Here is a 20,925-nt window from a genome sequence, read left to right as displayed (position 1 = left end):
CTGTCCGGTCGGAGACAAGGAGAGGGCCTGGGAAGAGGCATCTCCCCAGGCCCGTGAAGTCTACAGATGCTTCCTAGGCGTCGTGTCTGGCCGGGCTCACAGCGAGAAATCACCCGCGACGAGCGCGATCACGCCGGAGAGCTGGATGTTGAAGTCCGCGACGCCGTCGCCGTTGACGTCGCCGGCGACGATGGTGTCGCTGCCGGAGGCGGCGAAGCGCAGCTGGCCCGCCACATTCGTGAACGCGGCCGAGCCGATGAAGGCGAAGGCCTGGTTACCGGCCGCGACGGTGTTGGCGTCGATGGCCGCCAGGTCGATGCGGTCGCCCTGGCTGTGGCTGAAATCGGTGATGACGTCCCGATTCGCGCCGACAGTGGTGTCGCCGACCGCGGTGTACAGGAAGCGGTCCGCGCCGGCGTTGCCGACGAACGTGTCCTTGCCGCTCAGCCCGATCAGCACATTGGCTCCGGCATTGCCGATCAGCAGGTCGTTGAACTGGCTGCCGTTGACGTTCTCGATGCCGAGCAGGATATCGCCCGCGGCGTTGCCGCCGACTCCGATGCCAGAGGTCAGATTCACCGCCACCCCGGCGGCGCTTTCCGTATAGGTGGCGGCATCGACGCCAGCTCCGCCGTCAAGGGTATCGGCCCCGGCGGTGCCGCGCAGGATGTCGTCACCGTTGAGTCCGCGCAACACATTGGCCCCGGCGCTGCCGGTGAGGACGTCGTTGAGATTCGAGCCATCGACGTTCTCGATGCCGAGCAGGACATCGCCCTGGGCGTTGCCGCCGAGACCGGTGCCGGTGGTCAGGTTCACCGCCACGCCGACCGCGCTTTCGGTATAAGTGGCCGTGTCGACGCCGGCGTCGCCGTTGATCGTATCGGCGCCGGCCCCGCCGCGGAGCACGTCGTTGCCGGTCCAGCCGCGCAGCAGGTTGGCCCCGGCATTGCCGGTCAGCGTGTCCGCCAAGGTCGAGCCGATGAGGTTCTCGATGCCGATCAGGGTGTCGCCCTGGGCATTGCCGCCGACACCGGTGCCGGTCAGCAGATCCACCGTGACCCCGGCAGCGCCTTCCGTGTATATCGCGGTGTCGATATCCGCGCCGCCGTTGAGGATGTCGGCCCCGGCGCTGCCGCGCACGTTATCATCGCCGGCCCCGCCCTGGATATTGTCGTTGCCGTCGCCGCCATCGATTGTGTCGACCCCGGCACCGCCGAGGATGGCGTCGTTGCCACCCAGACCATACCCGGTGTCGTCGCCGGCGCCGAGGTCAAGGAAGTTGGTCTCGCCGGACCCGGTGACGATGTCGTTCTCGTCGGTGGCGATGGCGTTCTCGACGCTCGACAGCCAGATCTCGTATCCTGGGAAATTGCTGTCGGTGAAGATGCCGTCCTGCAGGTTGATGGTGGCCGAGAAGCCGACGAAGATCACGGTCGAGGCATCGAAGGTGTCGGTCCCGGCGCCGCCGAAGAAGGCCTCGCCGATGCCGCCATTCCATCCTTGCTCGATGAAGAAGCGGTCGTTGCCGTCATTGCCGTAGACCTGATCCTTGCCGCCGCCCGCGGTCAGCGCGTCGTTGCCGGCCCCGCCCTGGATCAGGTCGTCGCCGTCGCCGCCGCTGATGCCGTCGTTGCCGTCGCCGCCCTGGATGGTGTCATTGCCGCCATTGCCGTAGAGGGAGTTGGCAGCGGCATCGCCGATGATCGTGTCGGCCAGCTGCGTGCCTTTGACGTTCTCGACCCCGGTGATGGTGTAGGGGCCGCCGAAGGTGGCCACGAAGTCGTAGGTCCCGGCGGCCAGGTTCACGGTCGACCCGCGCGACGTGACGTTGCTGAGGTCGAGCGTGTCGCCCCCGGCGCCGCCGGTGGTGTTGTCGCCGAACTCGCCCTCGCGGACGATGAAGGTGTCGTTGCCGTCGCCGCCATTGACGGTGTCGGTGGAGAAGCCGCCCTCGATCACATCGTTGCCGGCCCCGCCATTGACCACGTCGATGCCGAGCCCGCCCAACAGGGTGTCGTTGCCGTCACCGCCGTTGATGGTGTCGTTGCCGCTGTTGCCGTTGATGGTGTCGGCGCCGGCATTGCCGTTCAGGACATTGTCGACGGCATTGCCCTGGATGGTGTCGTTGCCGCTGCCGCCGTTGGCGTTCTCGATGTAAGATCGGGAATCCCCGTTGAACAACAGCGCGTTGAAGATGTTGCCGCGGGCATAGCCGCCGTTCGGTCCGCCGCCGAGATAGGCGAGCTGGGCCGACGAGAACACGGAATAGCCGCCCGGATTCAGGTCCAGGGTCAGATTGGTGGAGTAGTTCGACAGGTCGTAGGTGTCGACGCCGCCGCCATCCCAGATCGTCGCGAAGATGCGGTTGCCGCCCGGATCGATGGCGATGTTGCCGTTGACGAAGGTCGTGCCGTCGGTCGGGCTCCAGGTATAGGTGGTGTTGCCACTGTTGGTGGTGAAATCCGCGCCGTACATGTATTGCAGCGCGGCGATGTCCAGCATCATGAAGGTCTGGGGCGCCCCCCAGGTCTCGTAGTTGTAGCCGCTGGTGTCGTCGCCGATGAAGGTGCGGTACGTCATCACCGAGAATTCGATCGAGTCGACATTGCTCGGCAGGGCGCCGTAGACCCCGGTCTCCTGGCCGTGCTTGAGACCCAGCGCGTGGCCGAGCTCATGGATCACGGTGTGCCAGTCGTAGTTGCCGGCGGTCGGCGCGTCGCCGCTCGGCCCGAAGAACGCGTCGCCGCCATAGACCTGGTTGGCCGGATAATAGGCATAGGCCGTGCTGGGATTGGTGGTGTTGACGACGCGGATCGTGCCGGCCCCCGAACCGCTGCCGGCATAGTCGATGCCGAGATTGGTGAAGCCTTCGACGCCGAAGCCGGAGGCGCCGACCGGCTGCGTGAAGATCGCGGAATTGAGCGCGAAATGGACGGCGATCATCTGCTGCGCCGTCATCTGATGGAAGCCGCTGAACGCCTCCGGATGGCCGGCCTGGTAATCCGAGACCGCGTCCGGATCGCTGTAGGTGATGAAGCCGTCCGACCAGCGGACGCCGGCCAGGATGCCGTCGATGTTCTGGTTGCCGGACGCGGCCACCGCCGCAGTGGTGTCGGCCGAGCCGTTCTCCTCCGGCCGCGGCGCGCCCGAAACAGTGCCCGAAGCGGGCGCGTGGACCACGAACCCGTCGGACCGGTCGCCGATCGCTGCGCGATTGGCGTCCGCCAGCGCGCCGCTCTGGCCGGCCAGGACCGCATCCAGGCGGTACACGTCGGCAAATGAATGGTGGAACAGCAGGTCGTTCGACAATTTCCGCATCGACGACCACGCCATCGGATCGGCGAGTAGATCATCGTCGGATGACAACAGGCCGTATTTGACGATGCCTGACGAACTCATATCGGGTCTCCCCTACATGGTGAAGATCCGCAACCTTTGAGTGAAAATCCGCGACTTCTTGTTGATTGGTTATTGGTTGGTTGAAGGCCCGATCGTTCAGGGCCCGAACGCGGCGTTCCCTTGCGCGTTTCAGTCCGGATTGGGCATATCGGAGTATTATGCCGCGAACATGCTGCGACCCCGCCCTGGTGCGTAAGATTGTTCCCGCCAGTCCTATTTCATCATAAGATGTCCTAAGACAAACGGACTTTTCCTATCCATTAATTATAGATTAATTATTTTTAATGTCAATATGGTGTTTAAAAACCCAGATCGGAAATCGTATGGCAAATCGAGGATCGATGGCGAACGGATGATGATTTAAGCCCTTAGGATTTGCTTTCGAGTGAACCCATGGATTCGCCATATTCCTGTGGGAAAAAGGGCTGCTATCGCCCTGCCGTCTTTGCGGTGCATCAGCGTCTCTGCGCGCCTGCGGAAGGAGCCGGGACCGATGAACGTCCGGATCTGCCCCTCCATTTGCCTTGCATTGTCCGTGCTGTTCGCGGCGCCGCCGTGGTGGGCGCAGGGGGCCGTCGCTCCCGGGGACCGCGGCGCCCCGCAGCTTCGGGAGGAGGGGAGGATGGTGGCACAGGCCGGCATGGCGCGACCGCCGGACGACGAGGCGGTGCTCGCCCAGGAGTTTCGCGGGGCGGTCGGCGACGGCTCGAACGCGGCGCTGATCCGCTTCATCGCGCGGCATCCGAGAACTGCCCTGGCGGATGAAGCGTGGCGCCGGCTGGAGCAGCGGCCCGTGCCGGACGCGCGCCCCCTGGCCAACGATCCGGACGCCGCGGTCTATGCCGCGTTCGACGCCGCCCGCCGCACCGGCACGGCCGAGGCCTATCGCGACTTCGCCCGGGCCTACGCCAACCATCCGCTCGCCGCCGAGGCGACCCGGCTGGCGTCGCCGTAGCGGGCCCGGCACGCTCGGCTGTAGAATGACAGGATGCCAGGCGTCTTCTGCGTAACCTCTCCCTCAAGCGGGAGAGGTTACGCGCGCGGCATGCAGGATCCGAGGCGTCATCCGCCTCGGATCCTGCGCTGAACCCGGCTCGCCCGGCCAGACATGTCCTTGCGGCAATCCGGTATGATCGCTAAGATATTAACAAAATTTCGTAGGTTCGTATTCTTTGGCGAATATTGGGTCGATCGAATATTACGCGAAGCATTTGTGTTTTCTTTCGGGGGCGTCGATGTATCGGAAAGCCTGCCCACTCTTTCGGGTTGTCGGGACAAAAAGGGCATTGGCCGCGCTGGTGCTGCTGGGGGCGCTTGCGGCAGGAATGCCTCTGGGGCGCGCCGCGATGCAGGACGATGTCGACACCGCCCTCAGCATCGCCGAATTCCTGCGCGGCGCCCGCACCGTGATCTCGGCCGGCCAGGCCCGGATCAACGACCCCGCTCTGGGGGACAAGGGGCTGAGCGGGGATGTCGTCGTCGACCAGGCGATCCAGAACGTGATCAAGGCGACCGGCGCCGACCCGCGCCAGGTCGATGCCGGGTCCGAGAAGGGCCGCCTGCTGGCCGCCATGGCGCTCGCGGTCAAGGAGGTCATGGATGCGAACCAGCCGCTGATCAACCAGCAGGGCACCGGGTTCAAGGGCTTCGTGCCCGCCGTGTTCGCCCGGCTGGTGACCGAGCAGTTCCGCCGCGATCAGAGCGGCCGGGCCGAGATCAAGGTGACGGCGCCGCCGGAGCTGGTGCGCAACCGCAGGGCCTCGCCCGACGCGTTCGAGACCGACATCATCCGCCGCAAGTTCCAGTCGCCCGACTGGGTCAAGGACAGCATCTACTCCGAGGCGACCACGGTGGCCGGCCGCCCGGCCACCCGCGTGCTGGTGCCGGAATACTACGGCGCCGGCTGCCTGGCCTGTCACGGGTCGCCCAAGGGCGAGATCGACATCACCGGCTATCCCAAGGAGGGCGCCAGCCAGGGCGACCTCGGCGGCGTCATCAGCATCACCCTGTTCGATTGATCTGAACCACCGGATCGACGCCGCCGTCGCACGCGACCCGGGTTTTGCAGGAGCGTCATGTCGCAGTTTTCGATCCGCGCGCGCCTCGTCTTCCTGGCGATCCTGCTGCTGGCGATCCTCACCGTCTCGACCCTCTATCTGACCCGCCAGGTGTCGACCGGGGCCGCGGCGCTGGCCGAGGAGGCGCGGCTGGTCACCGTGCTGAAGACCGCGAACAAGACAGCCAAGGACTTCGGCGACCTCAAATACTGGCTCACCGACCTCGCCGTCAGCCTGCTGGTGCGGTCGGAGCAGAACGCCAACGCCGCGCGCGACCTGCTGACGGCCGATCTCGCCGCCCTGGCACCCTATGATCCCGAGGGCGTGCGGGCGATCCAGGCCGAGATCGGGGCGCTGATGGACCAGGCGCTCAAGGCCGTCGACGCCTACACCAACGAACAGCGGGTGGTCGGCAACGCGCTGATGGCGCAGACCCGCAGCCACATCCAGGCCATCGACGCGACCCTGGCGCAGACCGTCGAGCGGCTGGAGGGCGAGGCGGTCGCCAAGCGCGACGCGGCGGCGCGCGACGCCGAGGCGGCGGTCCGGCTGTCGCTGATCACCGGCATCCTCGCCTTCCTCCTGGCCGCGGCGCTGACCGCGGTCATCCTGCGCTCGATCATCCGGCCGCTGCGCCGGCTCGAAGGCGCCATGGCGGCGATCACCGGCGGCCGGCTCGACGAGCCGCTGCCGCCCGCCGGGCGCGACGAGATCGGCGCCATGACCCGCACCCTCGGGCTGCTGCGCCAGAGCCTGATCGAGCGCGAGCAGCTGGAGCGGGAACGCCGGGATGCCGAAGCCGAGGCGCAGCGGGCGCAGCGCCGGCTCGGCGAGGCGATCGAGACCATCTCCGAAGGCTTCGCCCTCTACGATGCCGAGGACCGGCTGGTGATCTGCAACAGCCGCTACCGCGAGATGTACACCGGGCTCGATGTCGAAATCCGGCCGGGCGTGACCTATGAGGCGGTGATCCGCGCGGCGGCCCAGGCCGGGGTGATCCCGGACGCCGCCGACCGGCTCGACGCCTGGCTGGCGGCGCGGCTCGACCGCCACCACCATCCGGGCGGCGCCTATGAGCAGAAGCGGTCCGGCGGCCGCTGGCTGAAGATCAGCGAGCGCGCGACCGCCGATGGCGGCTGCGTCGGCGTGTTCACCGACATCACCGAGCTGAAGGCGCGGGAGGCGCAGCTCGGCGAGCTGGTCGACCGGCTGGCCGACGCCCGCGACCAGGCCACCCAGGCGACGGTGGCGAAGAGCAGCTTCCTGGCCAATATGAGCCATGAGCTGCGGACCCCGCTCAACGCCGTCATCGGCCTGGCCGAGATGCTCGCCGAGGACGCCGCCGACCAGGCGCTGGAGGAGTTCCGCGAGCCGCTCGACCGCATCCTGCGCGCCGGGCGGCACCTCCTGGCCCTGATCAACGACGTCCTCGACCTGTCGAAGATCGAGGCCGGCCGGCTCGACCTGCATGACGAGGAGGTCGACCTCGCCGGCCTGGTCGCCGACGCGGTCGGCGCGGCCCAGCCGCTGGCCGCCCGCAACGACAACCGCCTGCTGGTGGAGCGGCCGGCCGACCTTGGCGCCATGTGGGCCGACGCCACCCGGCTGCGGCAGATCATCCTCAACCTGCTCAGCAACGCCTGCAAGTTCACCAAGGCGGGGACGGTGACGCTGGCGGTGGCGCGCGAGCCGGCGGCGGAGGGCGACTGGATTCGCTTCCGCGTCTCCGACACCGGCATCGGCATGACCGCGGAGCAGCTCGGCCGGCTGTTCCAGGAGTTCATGCAGGCCGACAGCTCGACCACCCGGAAATACGGCGGCACCGGGCTGGGGCTGGCGATCAGCCAGCGGCTCGCGGCGCTGATGGGCGGCGCCATCACGGTCGAGAGCGAGCCGGGCGTCGGCACCAGCTTCACCGTCCGCCTGCCCGCCGGCGGCCCCGGATCGGCCGAGGCATCGGCGGTGTTCGCCCCGACCGGCGTCGCCGACGCCATACGGGCCTTGCCGCACCGCGGCGCCGACCGGGTCCTGGTGGTCGACGACGACGCCACGGTGCGCGACCTGATGCGCCGCTTCCTCAGCCGCGAGGGCTTCGACGTCATCACCGCCGAAAGCGGGGCCGAGGGGCTTGTGGCCGCCCGCACCCTACGCCCTTCGGTCATCACCCTCGACGTGCTGATGCCCGGAATGGACGGGTGGAGCATGCTGGAGGCGATGAAATCCGATCCGGAACTGGCGGCGATCCCGGTGATCATGGTCACGATCCTCGACGAGAAGCAGAAGGGCTTTGCCCTCGGGGCGTCCGGCTATCTCAACAAGCCGATCGACCGCGGCCGCCTCGCGGCGATCCTCGCCCGGTTCCGATCGACGGCGTCGACGCGCCGGGCGCTGGTGGTCGAGGACGATGTCGCGACCCGCGAGATGATGCGCCGCCTGCTGGTCGGCGAGGGCTGGGAGGTCGCCGAGGCGGGCAACGGCCGGGAGGCGCTGCAACGGCTGGGCCGCGAGCGGCCGGACCTCATCCTGCTCGACCTGATGATGCCGGAGATGGACGGCTTCGAATTCCTGGCCGAATGCCGCAAGGTGCCGGAATATAGCGGCATCCCGGTCATCATCGTCACCGCGGCCGACCTGACCGACCATGACCGGCGCCGGCTGAACGGCGGCGTCGAGCATGTGCTGCAGAAGGCCGCCTTCGAGCAGGAAGACCTGCTGGCGCAGATCCGCCAGCTCGTCGGCCGCTACGCCACCGCGACGGCCGCTCCGGAGCGACTGCCATGACCAGGATCCTCTATGTCGAGGACAATGAGGACAATGTCTACATGCTGGCCGCCCGCCTGAAGCGACGCGGCTTCGAGATCGTCGTGGCCGGCGACGGGCAGGCGGGGATCGAGGCGGCGCGGCGTGAGGCCCCGGCCCTGATCCTGATGGATCTCAGCCTGCCGGTGATCGACGGCTGGGAGGCGACCCGCCGGCTCAAAGCCGCGCCCGAGACCCGCGGCATCCCGGTGATCGCGCTGTCGGCCCACGCCATGGCGGGCGACCGCGAGAAGGCCCTCGCGGCGGGCTGCGACGACTACGACACCAAGCCGGTCGACCTGGCGCGGCTGCTGCAGAAGATCGAGGCCCTGCTGGGCAAGGCGCGGGACGATGGCTGACCCGGCGCCCGCCATCCTCATCGTCGACGACGACGAGACCAATCGCTACACCCTGGCCCGCCGCCTGCGGCGCCAGGGCTATGAGAACCTGACCGAGGCGGCGGACGGCGCCGCGGCGCTGGCGCTGCTGCGGACCCGGCCGTTCGACCTGGTGCTGCTCGACGTGATGATGCCGGGCATGGACGGCTACGAGGTGCTGCAGACGCTGAAATCCGACACGGCGCTGCGCGACATCCCGGTGGTGATGATCTCCGCGCTCGATGCCGTCGACAGCGTGGTGCGCTGCATCGAGCTGGGGGCGGAGGACTACCTGCCCAAGCCGTTCAACCCCGTCCTGCTGCGGGCCCGGGTCGGCGCGTCGCTGGACAAGAAGCGGCTGCGCGACCAGGAGGCGGCCCATCTCGGGCAGATCGAGCGCGAGAGGGAGCGCAGCGACCAGCTGCTCCGCGCCATCCTGCCGCCCGGCGCCATCAGCGAGCTGAAGGCGACCGACGAGGTCAAGCCGCGGCGCTACGAGGACGTGGCGGTGCTGTTCTGCGACATCGTCGGCTTCACCGCCTATTGCGACCGCAACCCGCCGGAACAGGTGGTGGCCGAGCTGCAGGCGCTGGTGGAGACCTTCGAACAGATCGTCGCCCGCCACGGGCTGGAGAAGATCAAGACCATCGGCGATGCGCTGCTGGCGACGGCGGGGTTGCTGCAGCAGGTCGAGGATCCGCTGCTGGCGGGCATCCGCTGCGGCCTCGACCTGGTGGCGACGGCCCGGCAGGCGAAGCCCGGCTGGGGCGTCCGCGTCGGCATCCACCACGGCCCGGTGGTCGCGGGCGTGATCGGCAAGCGGCAGTTCCTGTTCGATCTCTGGGGCGACACGGTGAACACGGCCGCGCGGGTCACCGCCTGCGCCGGCGTCAACGCGGTGTTCATCAGCGAGCCCCTGTGGTCCGGCATCCGCGACCGCTGCCGCGCCCGCAGCCAGGGCTTCTTCGAGCTCAAGGGCAAAGGCCGGCTCGAACTGGTCGAGTGCGACGGGGTCGATTGAGGCCCGCGGGGCGTGGTTCGGCCCGAGGCCGAGGCTCGATCCGATCGAGGGCGGCCGTCGACCCTGTGCCGGAGTTCGCGCCGCCGACCCGAACGGCCGGTTCGTCCCCTTTCCCGACGAGAGCCAGGTCCCAGTTCAGAGGACGCCCGCGCACAAACCAACGCCGACGGCAGCGCAGATGAGGCCGGCGAAGCGATTGAGTGCACCCGACGCCGAGCGCGACAATGTGAACCCCAAACCGACGCCAACTGCGAGCAAGGACGCAGTAGCGAGCGCAAACCCTGCCATGTACTCGAGTCCATCGGCGGTGTTCGGCACCTCGGATCCATGAGCATGACCATGCAGCAGCGCGAAGACACCGATAATCGCCGCGCCTCCCCATAGCGGCAGATCGATGGCGAGCGCTACCACGAGCCCGAGCACGACCACCGAAGCCAAAATGCCAGGCTCGACCAAAGGCAAGGCGATATGCGCCATGCCCAGCGCACCGCCACCCAGCACGACGGCGATGAAGGTCGCCGGCCAGACCCAAAGAGCGCGTTGGCCTTTGAGAGCGGCCCACAAACCGACTGCCGTCATGGCAGTGACGTGATCGAGGCCAGTGAAGGGATGGGCGACACCGGCAGTAAAGGAGGCTGCGGAGCCCAAATAGGGATGTGCCGCCGCCGGCATCGCGAAGGCAACAATCAGAATCGTGGAAATCAGGATCAAGCGCATCGCATGTTCCTCGCTGAACGAGAGAATGGAGCCAACAGGCTCGTCTTAAAAAGGGCAATGTTGGCGTAGGGAAAGATGCTCTCCGGCTGCTAAGCGCCGTGTGGCGGCCCCAAATAAGGGAATTCGGCGAGCAGATCGCCATGCGGTCCCACTGCGTCCCCCGCCACCTTGCCGTTTGTCAGGATGACCATGAAGACGTCAGCAGCGTCATCCGTAAGCGTCCTGCCATTTTCCGGGAAGGAGGCTGGCCGCGCCGGGTCATAAGGCATGATGTCCGGCAGCAAGGTTCTTGCCACACGCTCCGCTTCATCCGGCCTGTAGCCGCCGGTATGCTCGAGAGCGTGGGCAAAAACCGCGACGAAACGGCTATCGTCCGCCGGCTGCGCGGAGAGGTACGATTCCTTCTCCGGGCCGGGCAGGAAAACCGCTTGCTGGGGCCGCGCACCGCGCTCAACCTGTACCCAGCCGTCATCGCCCTCGACCAGAACACGGGCCCATAGGCCAACGGCGCCGGATCCCAACGCGGAGTTGGGCATTTCCAGCACGATGCTGCAGACATTCTTGTCGGCGAAGAAATCCGTACCGGTGAATTGCAGATTGTTCAGCGCACCCTGCGTATCGAAGAAAAAAGGTTCGCTTCGCCAGCCCGCGAAGAAGCGGTAGTCGCCCGTGTGTGTAATCTGTGCGTCCAGTCCTGTCGAAACCGGAGCTTCCTCGACGACGACTTGACCGCCGTCGTCTGCTCCGGCGGCCAGCGATCCTTCCACACGACGCACCGTTGCCATCTGCGACCCGGCCGGTGAGGACGAGACCTGAATGCGGAACGCGATATCGGCCACCGCATCGCCATTCGTGTCCACCTTGAGTTCGTACAGCCCGTTGGGCGCAAAGGGTTCGGCGGTGGTTGGCTCTGGATGGATCACCGTGGAGGATGGGTGCACATTCATGATCAGAATCGACTTGTCCGGATCCCCGGGTTTGGGGAAGGCATAGAGGTCGGTAAGGTCTAAACGCGCATCTCCCTTGGGGAAGCCGAAGTCGGGACCGGAATAGTGATGCGACACGATGAGATACTCCTTTGCCGCCTATTAAGATGTGGCCATGCCCGGACTCACGAACCTGTCAGGCGAAGACGCGGCCCGTTGCGTATGATGCATGACCCAAATGACTTCATCGGAGCGTCACCTCGACGATGGCGACGTCCTGTTCGGCGTTGCCGCCACTGACATCGACGCCGGCGAACGCCTGCCCCTCGTCGCCTATCGGCGTGTCTCCGCCCGCTGGACAAAAGCGGCCCCCGGCGACCGTGGGGAGCGGGTGGAGTGGCTAGCCGGACCGCACCTCCGCGGCAGGTCAATCGCAGGCATTCCTACCAGCGCAGAGGTGTGGGCTTTGCGCTCGTAGATCTGGAGCGAGAAGAGCGGCGCCCCATTCATCCGGTGCCGGAGGACGAGGTTGCCGTGAACGCCGACGATGCAGACCGCAACTGGTGTCTTCGCTTTGGCCGCCTCGCCTTCGACGCGCTCCGCAAGCGCCTCGGCTGTCGTGAACGCATGCAGTCCATTGCTTAGATATCGCATCGCATCCGTGGCCGCGATTGGACGATGGTATCGGAGACTTCATGGTTGCGACGTGGGAAACGCCGCCGCTATGACCGCTATTGGCGGATATCGTTGAAAAAGTCCCGAACGACTACTTGGAGTGCAAAATCGAGCGAGTTTGCTGCAGATCCGGCCGCCATCTAGCATCTTTTTGTGCTCTGGCTGCCTATTTTTAGTCTCTTTGTTGCGCGTGGAAATGGCGCTCCGACTTTTTCAACAGAATCGGCGCCCTCCGGTCAATGTAACCGAGATGCGCGATCGGCCGGTTCCCACCCGACGGCGGCGATTTCAGCCGCGGTCCCAATCGGCCTTTGTCCCTAGGCCTGCCCTCGCAGCACCGCCCCCACGTCCACCGGCCCCGCCTCGGCCGGCTCCAGGTCGAGGTCCTGCTCGATATGGGTCAGGTGGGCCAGCATGGCGGCGCCGGCGCGGTCGGCGTCGTGGCGGGCCAGGGCCTGCAGGATGGCCTCATGCTCGGTGTTGCCGCAGGCCGAGGCGCCGCTGCGGCCATAGAGGGCGATCACCAGCGAGGCGCGCGACACCAGTTCGCGCAGGAACCGCTCCATCACCCGCTGCCGGGCGATCTCGGCGATGCCGAGATGGAACAGGCCGGAGAGCTGGATGGCCCGCGGCCGGTCGCCCCGGCCCAGCGCCTCCGCCTCCTCGGCCAAATGCCGCTCCAGCCGCGCGATGTCGGCCGGCACCGTGCGCTCGGCGGCGCGGCGGGCGATCGCCGCCTCGAGGGTGCGGCGGGTCTCGAACACCTCGCGCGCCTCCTCGACCGTCGGCGCCGCGACGAAGGCGCCGCGGTTCTTCTCGATCACCACCATGTGCTGGTGCGCCAGCGCCTGCAGGGCCGAGCGGACGATGGTGCGGCTGACGCCGAAGGCGCCGCCGATCTCGTCCTCCGACAGCTTGGTGCGCGGCGGCAGCCGGTGCTCGACGATCGCGTCCAGGATCGACCGGTAGATCGCCGCCGCCCGCGCGCCGCGGTCGGGGATGTCGCGGCTTCCGGCCAGGGTGCCGACGGTCTCGAGCGTGTCCATTCCCAACTCCGGCGACGGCCTTGCGGCGGCTTTGCGGCCCCACCATCCCATGGCGGACATCGGGGCTCAAGATTGTATTCTTAAGACTTCAAGATTGTGCACAATCTTCGGGCCGCCTGTATGCGGCTGCCTAAAGCTTGGGCGAAGTCGATCCGCCGGCCGGGGCCGAAACCAGGGAATTCTGCGGCCCGGCCGGTTGGCACAGCGCTTGCAAACCTGTTCTCCCAACAAGGGAGAGCAGATGCGCGGCGCAGATCTCGAGCTGGTGAAGGTGACCAAGCGCTACGGCCGCACCGTGGCCGTGGACGGTGTCGACCTGAAGATCCCGGCCGGCACCTATTGCTGCCTGCTGGGCCCCTCCGGCTGCGGCAAGACCTCGACCCTGCGCATGGTCGCGGGGCATGAGGCGGTGTCGGACGGCGACGTCCTGCTCGGGCCGACCAACGTCACCGACCGGCCGCCGGCCAAGCGCGGCACGGCGATGATGTTCCAGTCCTACGCCCTGTTTCCGCATCTGTCGGTCACCGACAACGTCGCCTTCAGCCTGAAGATGCGCGGCGTGGCCAAGCCCGCGCGCCGGGCCAAGGCGGCGGAGCTGCTGGCCCTGGTGGCGATGGAGGCCTATGCCGAACGGCTGCCGGGGCAGCTGTCGGGCGGGCAGCAGCAGCGGGTGGCGCTGGCCCGCGCCCTGATCACCCAGCCGCAGATCCTGCTGCTGGACGAGCCGCTCTCGGCCCTCGACCCGTTCCTGCGGATCAAGATGCGGGCCGAGCTGAAGCGGCTGCAGGCCGAGCTCGGCATCAGCTTCATCCACGTCACCCACAGCCAGGAAGAGGCGATGGCCCTGGCCGACCTCGCCGTGGTGATGAATGGCGGGCGGATCGAGCAGGCCGGCCCGCCGCAGGAGCTGTTCGCCCGGCCGGCCACCGAATTCGTCGCCCGCTTCATCGGCGGCCACAACGTCGTCCGCCTCGGCGGCACCCTCGCCACCCTGCGCGCCGACCGGCTGCGGCTGTCGAAGGTCAATGGCGCCGGCCTGCCCGCGGGGGCGGTCGAGGCGGTGGTGCAGGGGGTCGAATACCAGGGCGCCACGGTCCACGTCGCCTTCGGCTGCGACCTGGGCCCCGACATGCTGGCCTGGCTGCCCGAGGCCGCGTTCTTCGCCGATCCGGTGGCGCCCGGCGACCGGGTCGCCGTGGCCTGGGCGGACGCCGACATCCATCCCCTGTCCAGCGATGCCGCGGGGCGCGGCGATCTTCGCCCCCAACCCTGAAGGAGGCTCACCATGGCGGATACCAAGCATCCCAAAAACCCGCGCGGCCTCTCGCGCCGCGCCCTGCTGAAGACCACGGCGGCGACGGCCGGCGCGCTGGTCGGCAGCCGCGCCATCACCGGCTTCCCCGCGATCATCGCGGCCGAGCCGGTGACGCTGCGCTATCTCGGCACCGCGGTGAACCAGAGCGCCGACATCGCCAGGAAGGCGAAGGAGGATCTGGGCATCATCATCGAATACGTGCCGGTGACGACCGATGAGGTGACCAAGCGCATCGTCACCCAGCCGAACTCCTTCGACCTGGTCGACAGCGAGTATTTCAGTCTGAAGAAGCTGCTGCCCGCCGGCAACCTGCAGGGCATGGACGCCAAGCGGATCAAGTATGTCGACCAGATCTCGACTGTGTTCACCAAGGGCGAGCTGAACGGCAAGAAAATCGGCGACCAGGGCACCGCGCCGAAGAAGGTGTTCTACCTCACCGACAAGACCTCGAAGACCTTCGCGACCGAGCCGACCGAGTGGATCACCCTGATCCCGACCACCTACAACGCCGACACGCTGGGCATCCGGCCCGATTTGATCGGCCGGCCGGTCGAGAGCTGGAAGGAGCTGCTGAACCCCGAGTTCAAGGGCAAGGCGTCGATCCTGAACATCCCGTCGATCGGGATCATGGACGCGGCGATGGTGGTGGAATCCAGCGGCCTGCACACCTATGCCGACAAGGGCAACATGACCAGGGAGGAGATCGACCTGACCATGAAGCTGCTGACCGAGGCCAAGCAGGCCGGCCAGTTCCGCGCCTTCTGGCAGGATTTCAACGAGAGCGTGAACCTGATGGCCTCAGGCGAGACGGTGATCCAGTCGATGTGGTCGCCGGCCGTGACCAAGGTGCGGTCGATGGGCATCGCCTGCACCTTCCAGCCGCTGAAGGAGGGCTATCGCGCCTGGGCCTCCGGCTTCGGCCTGCCCAAGACCCTGAAGGACCGGAAGCTCGACGCCGCCTACGACTTCATCAACTGGTTCCTGTCCGGCTGGGCCGGCGCCTATCTCAACCGCCAGGGCTACTACTCGGCGGTGCTGGAGACGGCCAAGGCCAATATGGAGCCCTATGAATGGGCCTATTGGATGGAGGGCAAGGCGGCCGCCCAGGACATCAAGGCGCCCGACGGCACGGTGATGGAGAAGGCCGGCGCGGTGCGCGACGGCGGCTCCTACGACGCGCGCATGGGCTCCGTCGCCTGCTGGAACGCGGTGATGGACGAGAACGACTACATGGTCCGCAAGTGGAACGCGTTCATCGCCGCGTGAGGCGCTGAAGCGAAGGCGTGCGCTCGTCTTTCTTGTCCCCCCTCCCCTTGCGGGAGGGGGGTAGGGGGAGGGGGGGCGGGCAGCACGAGCTGTTGTGGGTTCCCGGCCAGGACAACGACATGGTTCCAAATCCTTCGAAGTGGGGTCCTGCGATCGACAACCCCCTCCCCCTACCCCCCTCCCGCAAGGGGAGGGGGGACTCTCTGCTTTGCGACCTTTCGCTCGCGGTCATCGAAAGCCGCCGTCGATGACCGCCATTCCCGCCGAAGACATCGCACCGGCAGGCCGGGCCGCCGCGCCGCAGGCCGCCGCCCGGGGCCGCGCCGTCGCGTTCCTCCAGGCGGCGCCGATGATGCTGGTGTTCCTGCTGTTCTTCGTGCTGCCGCTGGCGGTCGTGGTGGTGGTCAGCTTCTGGGACTACACCGAATACTCGATCGTGCCGGACTTCACGCTGCGCAACTATATCGAGGCGTTCGACGGCTGCCTGACCTCGCTGCCGGACCTGTGCACCACCTTCAAGACCTATCTCTCGACCCTGAAGATCGGGGTGATGGTGTGGGGCATCACCCTGGGCCTGGGCTTCACCATCGCCTATTTCCTGGTGTTCCACGTCCGCACCATGGCGATGCAGGTGGTGCTGTGCCTGTTGTGCACCATCCCGTTCTGGACCTCGAACGTGATCCGGATGATCTCCTGGATCCCGCTGCTCGGCCGCAACGGGCTGGTGAACCAGAGCCTGCTGGGCCTCGGCGTGATCGACCAGCCGATCGACGGGCTGCTCTATTCCGAATTCTCGGTGGTGCTGGCCTTCGTCCACCTGTTCACCGTGTTCATGATCGTACCGATCCTTAACTCGATGCTGCGGATCGACCGGTCGCTGATCGAGGCCGCGACCGATGCCGGCGCCAGCGGCTGGCAGACGCTGTGGAACGTGATCGTGCCGCTGTCCAAGCCCGGCATCGTCATCGGCTCGATCTTCGTCATCACCATCGTGATGGGCGATTTCGTCACCGTCGGCGTCATGGGCGGGCAGCAGATCGCCTCGGTCGGCAAGGTGATCCAGGTCCAGCTCAGCTACCTGCAGTTCCCGGCCGCGGCGGCGAATGCGGTGATCCTGCTCGCGGTCGTGATCATGATCATCGTGGCGCTGACCCGGCTGGTCGACATCCGGAAGGAGCTGTGATGCGCGAGGGCCGCCCCGCCTCCTTCTACATCCTGGCCGCCGTGTTCGCGCTGTTCGTGCTGTTCCTGTACGGGCCGACGCTGACCATCTTCGTGCTGTCCTTCCAGGGGCCGCAGGGCGGGCTGACCTTCCCGATGAACGGCGTCTCGACCTTCTGGTTCGAGAAGCTGTGGGCCGGGATGGGCGTGGTCGACATCGGCGCCGCCTTCTGGCGCTCGCTCGAACTCGGCCTCGTGGTCATGGTGCTGACCATGGCGTTCTCGGTGCTGGCCGGCCTGGCCTTCCGCAAGCGCTTTCCGGGCCAGGGCCTCCTGTTCTACACCGCGATCGCCAGCCTGATCATGCCGTCGATCGTGGTGTCGCTCGGCATCGCCCTGGAATTCCGGCTGCTCGACGACGCCATCCGCGATTTCGGCGACAGCTGGGGCATCGCCTGGATCAGCGACGACTTCACCACCGCCATGGGCCTGTTCCGCTCCGGCCTCGGCGCGCATCTGACCTGGACGCTGCCCTTCGGCCTGCTGATCATGTTCGCGGTCTTCAACCGCTTCGACCGGCGCTACGAGGAGGCCGCGCGGGACCTCGGTGCCTCCGCCTGGCAGAGCTTCCGCCATGTCGTGCTGCCGATCATCGGCGCCAGCGTGGTCGGGGTCGGGCTGTTCGGCTTCACCCTATCCTGGGACGAGATCGCGCGCTCCTCCCAGGCGATCGGCGAGCAGAACACCCTGCCGCTGGAGCTGCAGGGCCTGACCACCACGGTGACGACGCCGGAGATCTATGCTTTGGGCACGGTGACCACGGCGGTGTCGCTGGCGGTGGTGCTGACCGCGCTCGGCCTGATGGCTCTGCTGCGCCGCCGCCGCACCCGCCACGGCACCGACGCCGGGCAGGGGCTGGTGTGATCTTGGACATCCTCGTCGTCAACCCGAACACCACCGCCGGCATGACCGCCAAGATCGGGGCCGCCGCCGCGGCCGCTGCGGCGCCGGGCACCCGCATCACGGCGGTGAATCCGGAGACCGGGCCGGCCTCGATCGAGGGCTGGGTCGACGGCGCCCTGGCGGTGCCCGGCCTGCTGCAGGAGATCGCCCGCGGCGAGGCGCGCGGCGTGGCCGGCCATGTCATCGCCTGCTTCGACGACACCGGGCTCGACGCCGCCCGCAGCCTCGCCGTGGCGCCGGTGGTCGGCATCGGCGAGGCCGGCTTCCATGTCGCCTCGCTGCTGGCCGGCCGGTTCTCGGTGGTGACGACCCTGGCGCGGTCGATCCCGGTGATCGAGGCCAACCTGCAGCGCTATGGCCTCGCCACCCGCTGTGCCCGGGTGCGGGCATCGGAGATCCCGGTGCTGGAGCTGGAGCGGCCGGGCTCGGACGCCGAGGCGCGGATCTCGGCCGAGATCGCCGCGGCGCTGGCCGAGGATAGGGCCGAGGCGATCGTGCTGGGCTGCGCCGGCATGGCCGACCTCGCCGCCCGGCTGTCGGCGCGGCACGGGGTGCCCGTGATCGACGGCGTCGCCGCCGCGGTCACGCTGGTCGAAGGGCTGGCCCGGCTGGGCCTGCGCACCGCCAAGACCGGCGGCTATGCCGCGCCCCGGCCGAAGCCCTATGCCGGCGCCGTCTTTGCCCCGACCTAGTCGCGCGTGATCCTCAGATGCGCGAACTGCGCCTCGTATCCCGCCGCCTTGGGGCTGCAGGCGTAGAGGCCGGCGGTGACCGGGCCGGTGCCGTCATCGGCGTGCAGCCGGGCGATGCGCAGCTGGACCCAGCGGTCCTCGCCCTCCGGCGCGGCCTCGACCGTGTAGTCGGCGCCGACGCGGCGGATGCGGAAGCCGATGCTGCCGCCCGGCCGGGTGGCGACGTCCTGGGTCGACCAGTCGGACCAGCCGGCATTGGTCACCACCGCGCCCAGCCGGCTGTGCTCCGCCGTCTCGAACTCGACCGAGGTCTTGATCCAGCTGGAAGGCCCCAGCCGCACCATCAGCCCGGCCTGGTCGTACTGGTGCACAGGGTTGCCGCGCACCACCGTCTCCATCGTGAAATCGCCCACGACCGGCAGGGCCAGGACATGGCCGTTGTCGACCCGGAAGCCGTAATGCGTGCCCTGCCAGAAATCGGTGCCGGCGGCGGTGGCCAGCTTCAGGCCCTCCTGCCCGATCGACCAGTCCGGCGGCGGGTTGGTCCAGGCCAGGCGCGGGTCGAGGGCAGGGGACAGGAAGGTCTCGTTCAGGATATCCATCAGCTCTCGCCCGGTGCCGTGATTGCGGCGCCATCAGACGCGAGGCCGCCCATTCCATCAAGACATGATGGTCCGGCAAGTCCGCGACAGGAGTTTCCATGCGCCTCGCCATCCTCGCCGACATCCACGGCAACCTCCTCGCCCTCGAAGCCGTGCTGGCCGATCTCGACCGCCGTGGCGCCGATGCCGTCGTCAATCTCGGCGACTGCGTCTCCAGCCCGCTATGGCCGCGCGAGACGCTCGACCTGCTGATGGAAAAGGGCTGGCCGACGGTGCGCGGCAACCACGACCGCTGGGTGTGGGAAGACCGGGACGAGTCGCCGCAGACCTCGGACGGCTATGCCCGCCATGCGCTCGACGCCGCCGGCCGCGCCTGGCTCGGCGCCCTGCCGGTGCGGCTGGAGCTGCCGGGCGGCATCCTCGCCTTCCACGCCCGGCCGGACGACGACAACGCCTATCTGCTCGAGGACATCGAGGCCGGCCGGCTGGTGCGGGCGCCGGTGGCCGCCATCGCCGACCGGTTGGGCGATGTGACGGCGCCGGTGGTGCTGTGCGGTCACAGCCACCTGCAGCATCTGCTTCGCCTGCCGGACGGGCGCTGGATCCTCAACCCCGGCAGCATCGGCGGCCCGGCCTATGACGACCCGACTCCGCCGGCCCATGTCTCCGAATCGGGGTCGCCCTCGGCCCGCTACGCCATGCTCGAGCTGGACGGCGACCGGGTGGCGGCCGAGCTGATCGCGATTCCCTACGACCACGACCGCGCGGTCCGCCGGGCCACCGAAAACGGGCGGCCGGACTGGGCCTATGCGCTGGCGACCGGCCATTCGCTCGGGGTGTCCGCGGCGGGGTCGTGACGCCGGGTGGGGCCTCAGCCGCCCCCTTCTCCGTCATTGCGAGGAGGCGAAGCCGACGAAGCTGCGCTCGCAATGACGGTGTCGGGGTGATGAGGGGGTGGCTCCGTCCCATCCAGCCCGTCACCCGGTATCCGGCGCCTTCGGCTTGAAGCCGAAGATCATCGGGCTGAGCCCGAGGGACCGGCAGAGGCGATGGGCCGCGGTGGCGATGGTCTCGGTGTCGAGCATCTCGATCCCATCGGGCTCCTGCAGCCGCACCGCCAGCCCGGCCCGCAGCGCCGGGATCCAGGCGGGATCGGCGCATTCCGCAAAGTCGCGCTCGACCGCGGCGGTCACCGCCTTCCGGCGCTTGGCCCGGATCGCCTGGATCTCCGCCGGGCTGCCCGCCGGCCGCCTGGGGCGCGGCGTGGCCGGCCATTCCTCGCCGCGCCAGCGCTGCCAGGTCTCGGACAGGCCGAGGCCGCAGGCCACCCCCGCCATCACCGACCCCACCGGCCGGTCCTCGACCTGGACGTCCTGGTCCTCGTAGAGCCCGTCGACCCGCTCCTCGAGATCGTCCTTCAGGGCGTTGAAGCGGCCCTCATCCTCGATCTCCTCGCAGATCATGTCCCGCAGGGTGTCCTGGACCTCGTCGCGGTGACGGTCGCGGCGGGCCTTGCGGGCGGCCAGGCGGTCGGGGGTCTCGGCCCGGTCCTGGGCGCACAGCTTCTCGGCGGCGCGGGCGCGCTGGGCCAGCGACTGATGCGCCGTGCGGGAGAAGCGGGCGAAGGCCAGCCCGGCCTCCCGCGCCTCGGCCCTGGCCGCCGCGGCCTCGTCGGATTTGGGCGCCGCTTCCCTCACCTGGGCCTGGGCGTCGAGGGCGCGGGCGCCCTCGCCCCTGACCAGCTGCAGGCTGATCTCGGCGATTTCGGTGAGCATCTCCATCTGCTGCAGCGCGAGGCTGCGGCAGTGGGCCTGGATGTCGAACCCTTCTGGTGGCGTTTTCATGGAACGTATCATGAACGAGTCGTTCCAGTTAACACAATGCACGTTTTGCTTACGCCGATTGCCTC

At 68.0% G+C, this 20,925-nt stretch carries 18 protein-coding genes and 1 pseudogene; 11 read left to right on the top strand and 8 right to left on the bottom strand.

Going from position 1 to position 20,925, the window contains the following annotated elements; genetic code table 11:
- Positions 1-96: 96 nt before the first annotated feature.
- A complete protein-coding gene (locus AB4112_RS33840; RefSeq protein ID WP_309791951.1) occupies positions 97-3,399 on the bottom strand; it encodes a M10 family metallopeptidase in 3,303 nt (1,100 codons plus the stop codon).
- Between the two features lie 622 nt (positions 3,400-4,021).
- On the opposite strand from AB4112_RS33840, the gene AB4112_RS33835 reads away from it, so the two are divergent.
- The 5 genes from AB4112_RS33835 to AB4112_RS33815 all read left to right on the top strand — a co-directional run bounded on the left by AB4112_RS33835 (position 4,022) and on the right by AB4112_RS33815 (position 9,653).
- On the top strand, positions 4,022-4,354 hold the full coding sequence (locus AB4112_RS33835; protein ID WP_441726561.1) for a hypothetical protein: 333 nt from the start codon (positions 4,022-4,024) through the stop codon (positions 4,352-4,354).
- A gap of 370 nt (positions 4,355-4,724) precedes the next feature.
- On the top strand, positions 4,725-5,417 hold the full coding sequence (locus AB4112_RS33830) for a Tll0287-like domain-containing protein (protein ID WP_441726558.1): 693 nt from the start codon (positions 4,725-4,727) through the stop codon (positions 5,415-5,417).
- Between the two features lie 57 nt (positions 5,418-5,474).
- Positions 5,475-8,237 (top strand): response regulator, encoded by a 2,763-nt coding sequence (locus tag AB4112_RS33825; protein WP_441726555.1) that lies wholly within the window; start codon positions 5,475-5,477, stop codon positions 8,235-8,237.
- Positions 8,234-8,614 (top strand): response regulator, encoded by a 381-nt coding sequence (locus AB4112_RS33820; RefSeq protein ID WP_441726552.1) that lies wholly within the window; start codon positions 8,234-8,236, stop codon positions 8,612-8,614. The genes AB4112_RS33825 and AB4112_RS33820 overlap by 4 nt, the downstream gene beginning before the upstream one ends.
- Entirely contained in the window at positions 8,607-9,653 is a 1,047-nt protein-coding gene (locus AB4112_RS33815; RefSeq protein WP_309791957.1) for an adenylate/guanylate cyclase domain-containing protein, read from the top strand. The genes AB4112_RS33820 and AB4112_RS33815 overlap by 8 nt, the downstream gene beginning before the upstream one ends.
- 135 nt (positions 9,654-9,788) lie before the next feature.
- Here the strand turns inward: AB4112_RS33815 and AB4112_RS33810 are convergent, their stop codons facing one another.
- The 5 genes and pseudogenes from AB4112_RS33810 to AB4112_RS33790 all read right to left on the bottom strand — a co-directional run bounded on the left by AB4112_RS33810 (position 9,789) and on the right by AB4112_RS33790 (position 13,017).
- A complete protein-coding gene (locus AB4112_RS33810) occupies positions 9,789-10,370 on the bottom strand; it encodes a HupE/UreJ family protein (protein WP_309791958.1) in 582 nt (193 codons plus the stop codon).
- 89 nt (positions 10,371-10,459) lie between these two features.
- Positions 10,460-11,434, bottom strand: coding sequence for a DUF4331 family protein (locus tag AB4112_RS33805; protein WP_309791959.1), 975 nt, complete (start codon positions 11,432-11,434; stop codon positions 10,460-10,462).
- A 106-nt stretch (positions 11,435-11,540) separates the two neighbouring features.
- Positions 11,541-11,666: pseudogene (locus AB4112_RS33800) on the bottom strand (hypothetical protein); the annotation flags it as partial.
- A complete protein-coding gene (locus AB4112_RS33795) occupies positions 11,630-11,950 on the bottom strand; it encodes a GlcG/HbpS family heme-binding protein (RefSeq protein WP_374710590.1) in 321 nt (106 codons plus the stop codon). The gene AB4112_RS33795 and the pseudogene AB4112_RS33800, both read right to left, overlap by 37 nt.
- Before the next feature lie 338 nt (positions 11,951-12,288).
- A complete protein-coding gene (locus AB4112_RS33790; protein ID WP_441726546.1) occupies positions 12,289-13,017 on the bottom strand; it encodes a GntR family transcriptional regulator in 729 nt (242 codons plus the stop codon).
- A gap of 241 nt (positions 13,018-13,258) precedes the next feature.
- On the opposite strand from AB4112_RS33790, the gene AB4112_RS33785 reads away from it, so the two are divergent.
- The 5 genes from AB4112_RS33785 to AB4112_RS33765 all read left to right on the top strand — a co-directional run bounded on the left by AB4112_RS33785 (position 13,259) and on the right by AB4112_RS33765 (position 18,414).
- Positions 13,259-14,290, top strand: a complete 1,032-nt coding sequence (locus tag AB4112_RS33785) for an ABC transporter ATP-binding protein (RefSeq protein WP_441726544.1) — start codon at positions 13,259-13,261, stop codon at positions 14,288-14,290.
- Positions 14,291-14,302: 12 nt separating this feature from the next.
- Entirely contained in the window at positions 14,303-15,598 is a 1,296-nt protein-coding gene (locus AB4112_RS33780; RefSeq protein WP_309791963.1) for an ABC transporter substrate-binding protein, read from the top strand.
- Positions 15,599-15,845: 247 nt separating this feature from the next.
- Positions 15,846-16,781, top strand: a complete 936-nt coding sequence (locus AB4112_RS33775) for an ABC transporter permease (protein WP_441726540.1) — start codon at positions 15,846-15,848, stop codon at positions 16,779-16,781.
- A complete protein-coding gene (locus tag AB4112_RS33770) occupies positions 16,781-17,683 on the top strand; it encodes an ABC transporter permease (protein WP_441726537.1) in 903 nt (300 codons plus the stop codon). Before AB4112_RS33775 ends, AB4112_RS33770 begins: the two co-directional genes overlap by 1 nt.
- 2 nt (positions 17,684-17,685) lie before the next feature.
- Positions 17,686-18,414, top strand: a complete 729-nt coding sequence (locus tag AB4112_RS33765) for an aspartate/glutamate racemase family protein (protein WP_441726534.1) — start codon at positions 17,686-17,688, stop codon at positions 18,412-18,414.
- Here the strand turns inward: AB4112_RS33765 and AB4112_RS33760 are convergent.
- Complete coding sequence (locus AB4112_RS33760) at positions 18,411-19,016, bottom strand: DUF1349 domain-containing protein (RefSeq protein WP_441726531.1); 606 nt, start codon at positions 19,014-19,016, stop codon at positions 18,411-18,413. The genes AB4112_RS33765 and AB4112_RS33760 overlap by 4 nt on opposite strands.
- A gap of 98 nt (positions 19,017-19,114) precedes the next feature.
- Between AB4112_RS33760 and AB4112_RS33755 the strand changes: the two genes are divergently transcribed.
- The gene (locus AB4112_RS33755) at positions 19,115-19,873 is read left to right on the top strand and encodes a metallophosphoesterase family protein (RefSeq protein WP_441726529.1); all 759 of its coding nucleotides are present in this window, start codon (positions 19,115-19,117) and stop codon (positions 19,871-19,873) included.
- A gap of 120 nt (positions 19,874-19,993) precedes the next feature.
- On the opposite strand, the gene AB4112_RS33750 is transcribed toward AB4112_RS33755, so the two are convergent.
- Positions 19,994-20,860 (bottom strand): hypothetical protein, encoded by an 867-nt coding sequence (locus tag AB4112_RS33750; protein ID WP_441726526.1) that lies wholly within the window; start codon positions 20,858-20,860, stop codon positions 19,994-19,996.
- Between the last annotated feature and the right edge of the window lie 65 nt (positions 20,861-20,925).

It is taken from the genome of Inquilinus sp. 2KB_23 (assembly GCF_052115705.1).
GTDB classification, from domain to species: Bacteria; Pseudomonadota; Alphaproteobacteria; order DSM-16000; family Inquilinaceae; genus Inquilinus; species Inquilinus ginsengisoli_A.
This window is presented reverse-complemented; position numbering and strand designations above follow the sequence as displayed.

Bases quoted from the DNA above. Each gene is read 5' to 3' on its own strand.
- AB4112_RS33840 (WP_309791951.1), bottom strand. From the start codon at position 3,399: ATGAGTTCGTCAGGCATCGTCAAATACGGCCTGTTGTCATCCGACGAT.
- AB4112_RS33835 (WP_441726561.1), top strand. From the start codon at position 4,022: ATGGTGGCACAGGCCGGCATGGCGCGACCGCCGGACGACGAGGCGGTG.
- AB4112_RS33830 (WP_441726558.1), top strand. From the start codon at position 4,725: ATGCCTCTGGGGCGCGCCGCGATGCAGGACGATGTCGACACCGCCCTC.
- AB4112_RS33825 (WP_441726555.1), top strand. From the start codon at position 5,475: ATGTCGCAGTTTTCGATCCGCGCGCGCCTCGTCTTCCTGGCGATCCTG.
- AB4112_RS33820 (WP_441726552.1), top strand. From the start codon at position 8,234: ATGACCAGGATCCTCTATGTCGAGGACAATGAGGACAATGTCTACATG.
- AB4112_RS33815 (WP_309791957.1), top strand. From the start codon at position 8,607: ATGGCTGACCCGGCGCCCGCCATCCTCATCGTCGACGACGACGAGACC.
- AB4112_RS33810 (WP_309791958.1), bottom strand. From the start codon at position 10,370: ATGCGCTTGATCCTGATTTCCACGATTCTGATTGTTGCCTTCGCGATG.
- AB4112_RS33795 (WP_374710590.1), bottom strand. From the start codon at position 11,950: ATGCGATATCTAAGCAATGGACTGCATGCGTTCACGACAGCCGAGGCG.
- AB4112_RS33790 (WP_441726546.1), bottom strand. From the start codon at position 13,017: ATGGACACGCTCGAGACCGTCGGCACCCTGGCCGGAAGCCGCGACATC.
- AB4112_RS33785 (WP_441726544.1), top strand. From the start codon at position 13,259: ATGCGCGGCGCAGATCTCGAGCTGGTGAAGGTGACCAAGCGCTACGGC.
- AB4112_RS33780 (WP_309791963.1), top strand. From the start codon at position 14,303: ATGGCGGATACCAAGCATCCCAAAAACCCGCGCGGCCTCTCGCGCCGC.
- AB4112_RS33775 (WP_441726540.1), top strand. From the start codon at position 15,846: ATGACCGCCATTCCCGCCGAAGACATCGCACCGGCAGGCCGGGCCGCC.
- AB4112_RS33770 (WP_441726537.1), top strand. From the start codon at position 16,781: ATGCGCGAGGGCCGCCCCGCCTCCTTCTACATCCTGGCCGCCGTGTTC.
- AB4112_RS33760 (WP_441726531.1), bottom strand. From the start codon at position 19,016: ATGGATATCCTGAACGAGACCTTCCTGTCCCCTGCCCTCGACCCGCGC.
- AB4112_RS33755 (WP_441726529.1), top strand. From the start codon at position 19,115: ATGCGCCTCGCCATCCTCGCCGACATCCACGGCAACCTCCTCGCCCTC.
- AB4112_RS33750 (WP_441726526.1), bottom strand. From the start codon at position 20,860: ATGAAAACGCCACCAGAAGGGTTCGACATCCAGGCCCACTGCCGCAGC.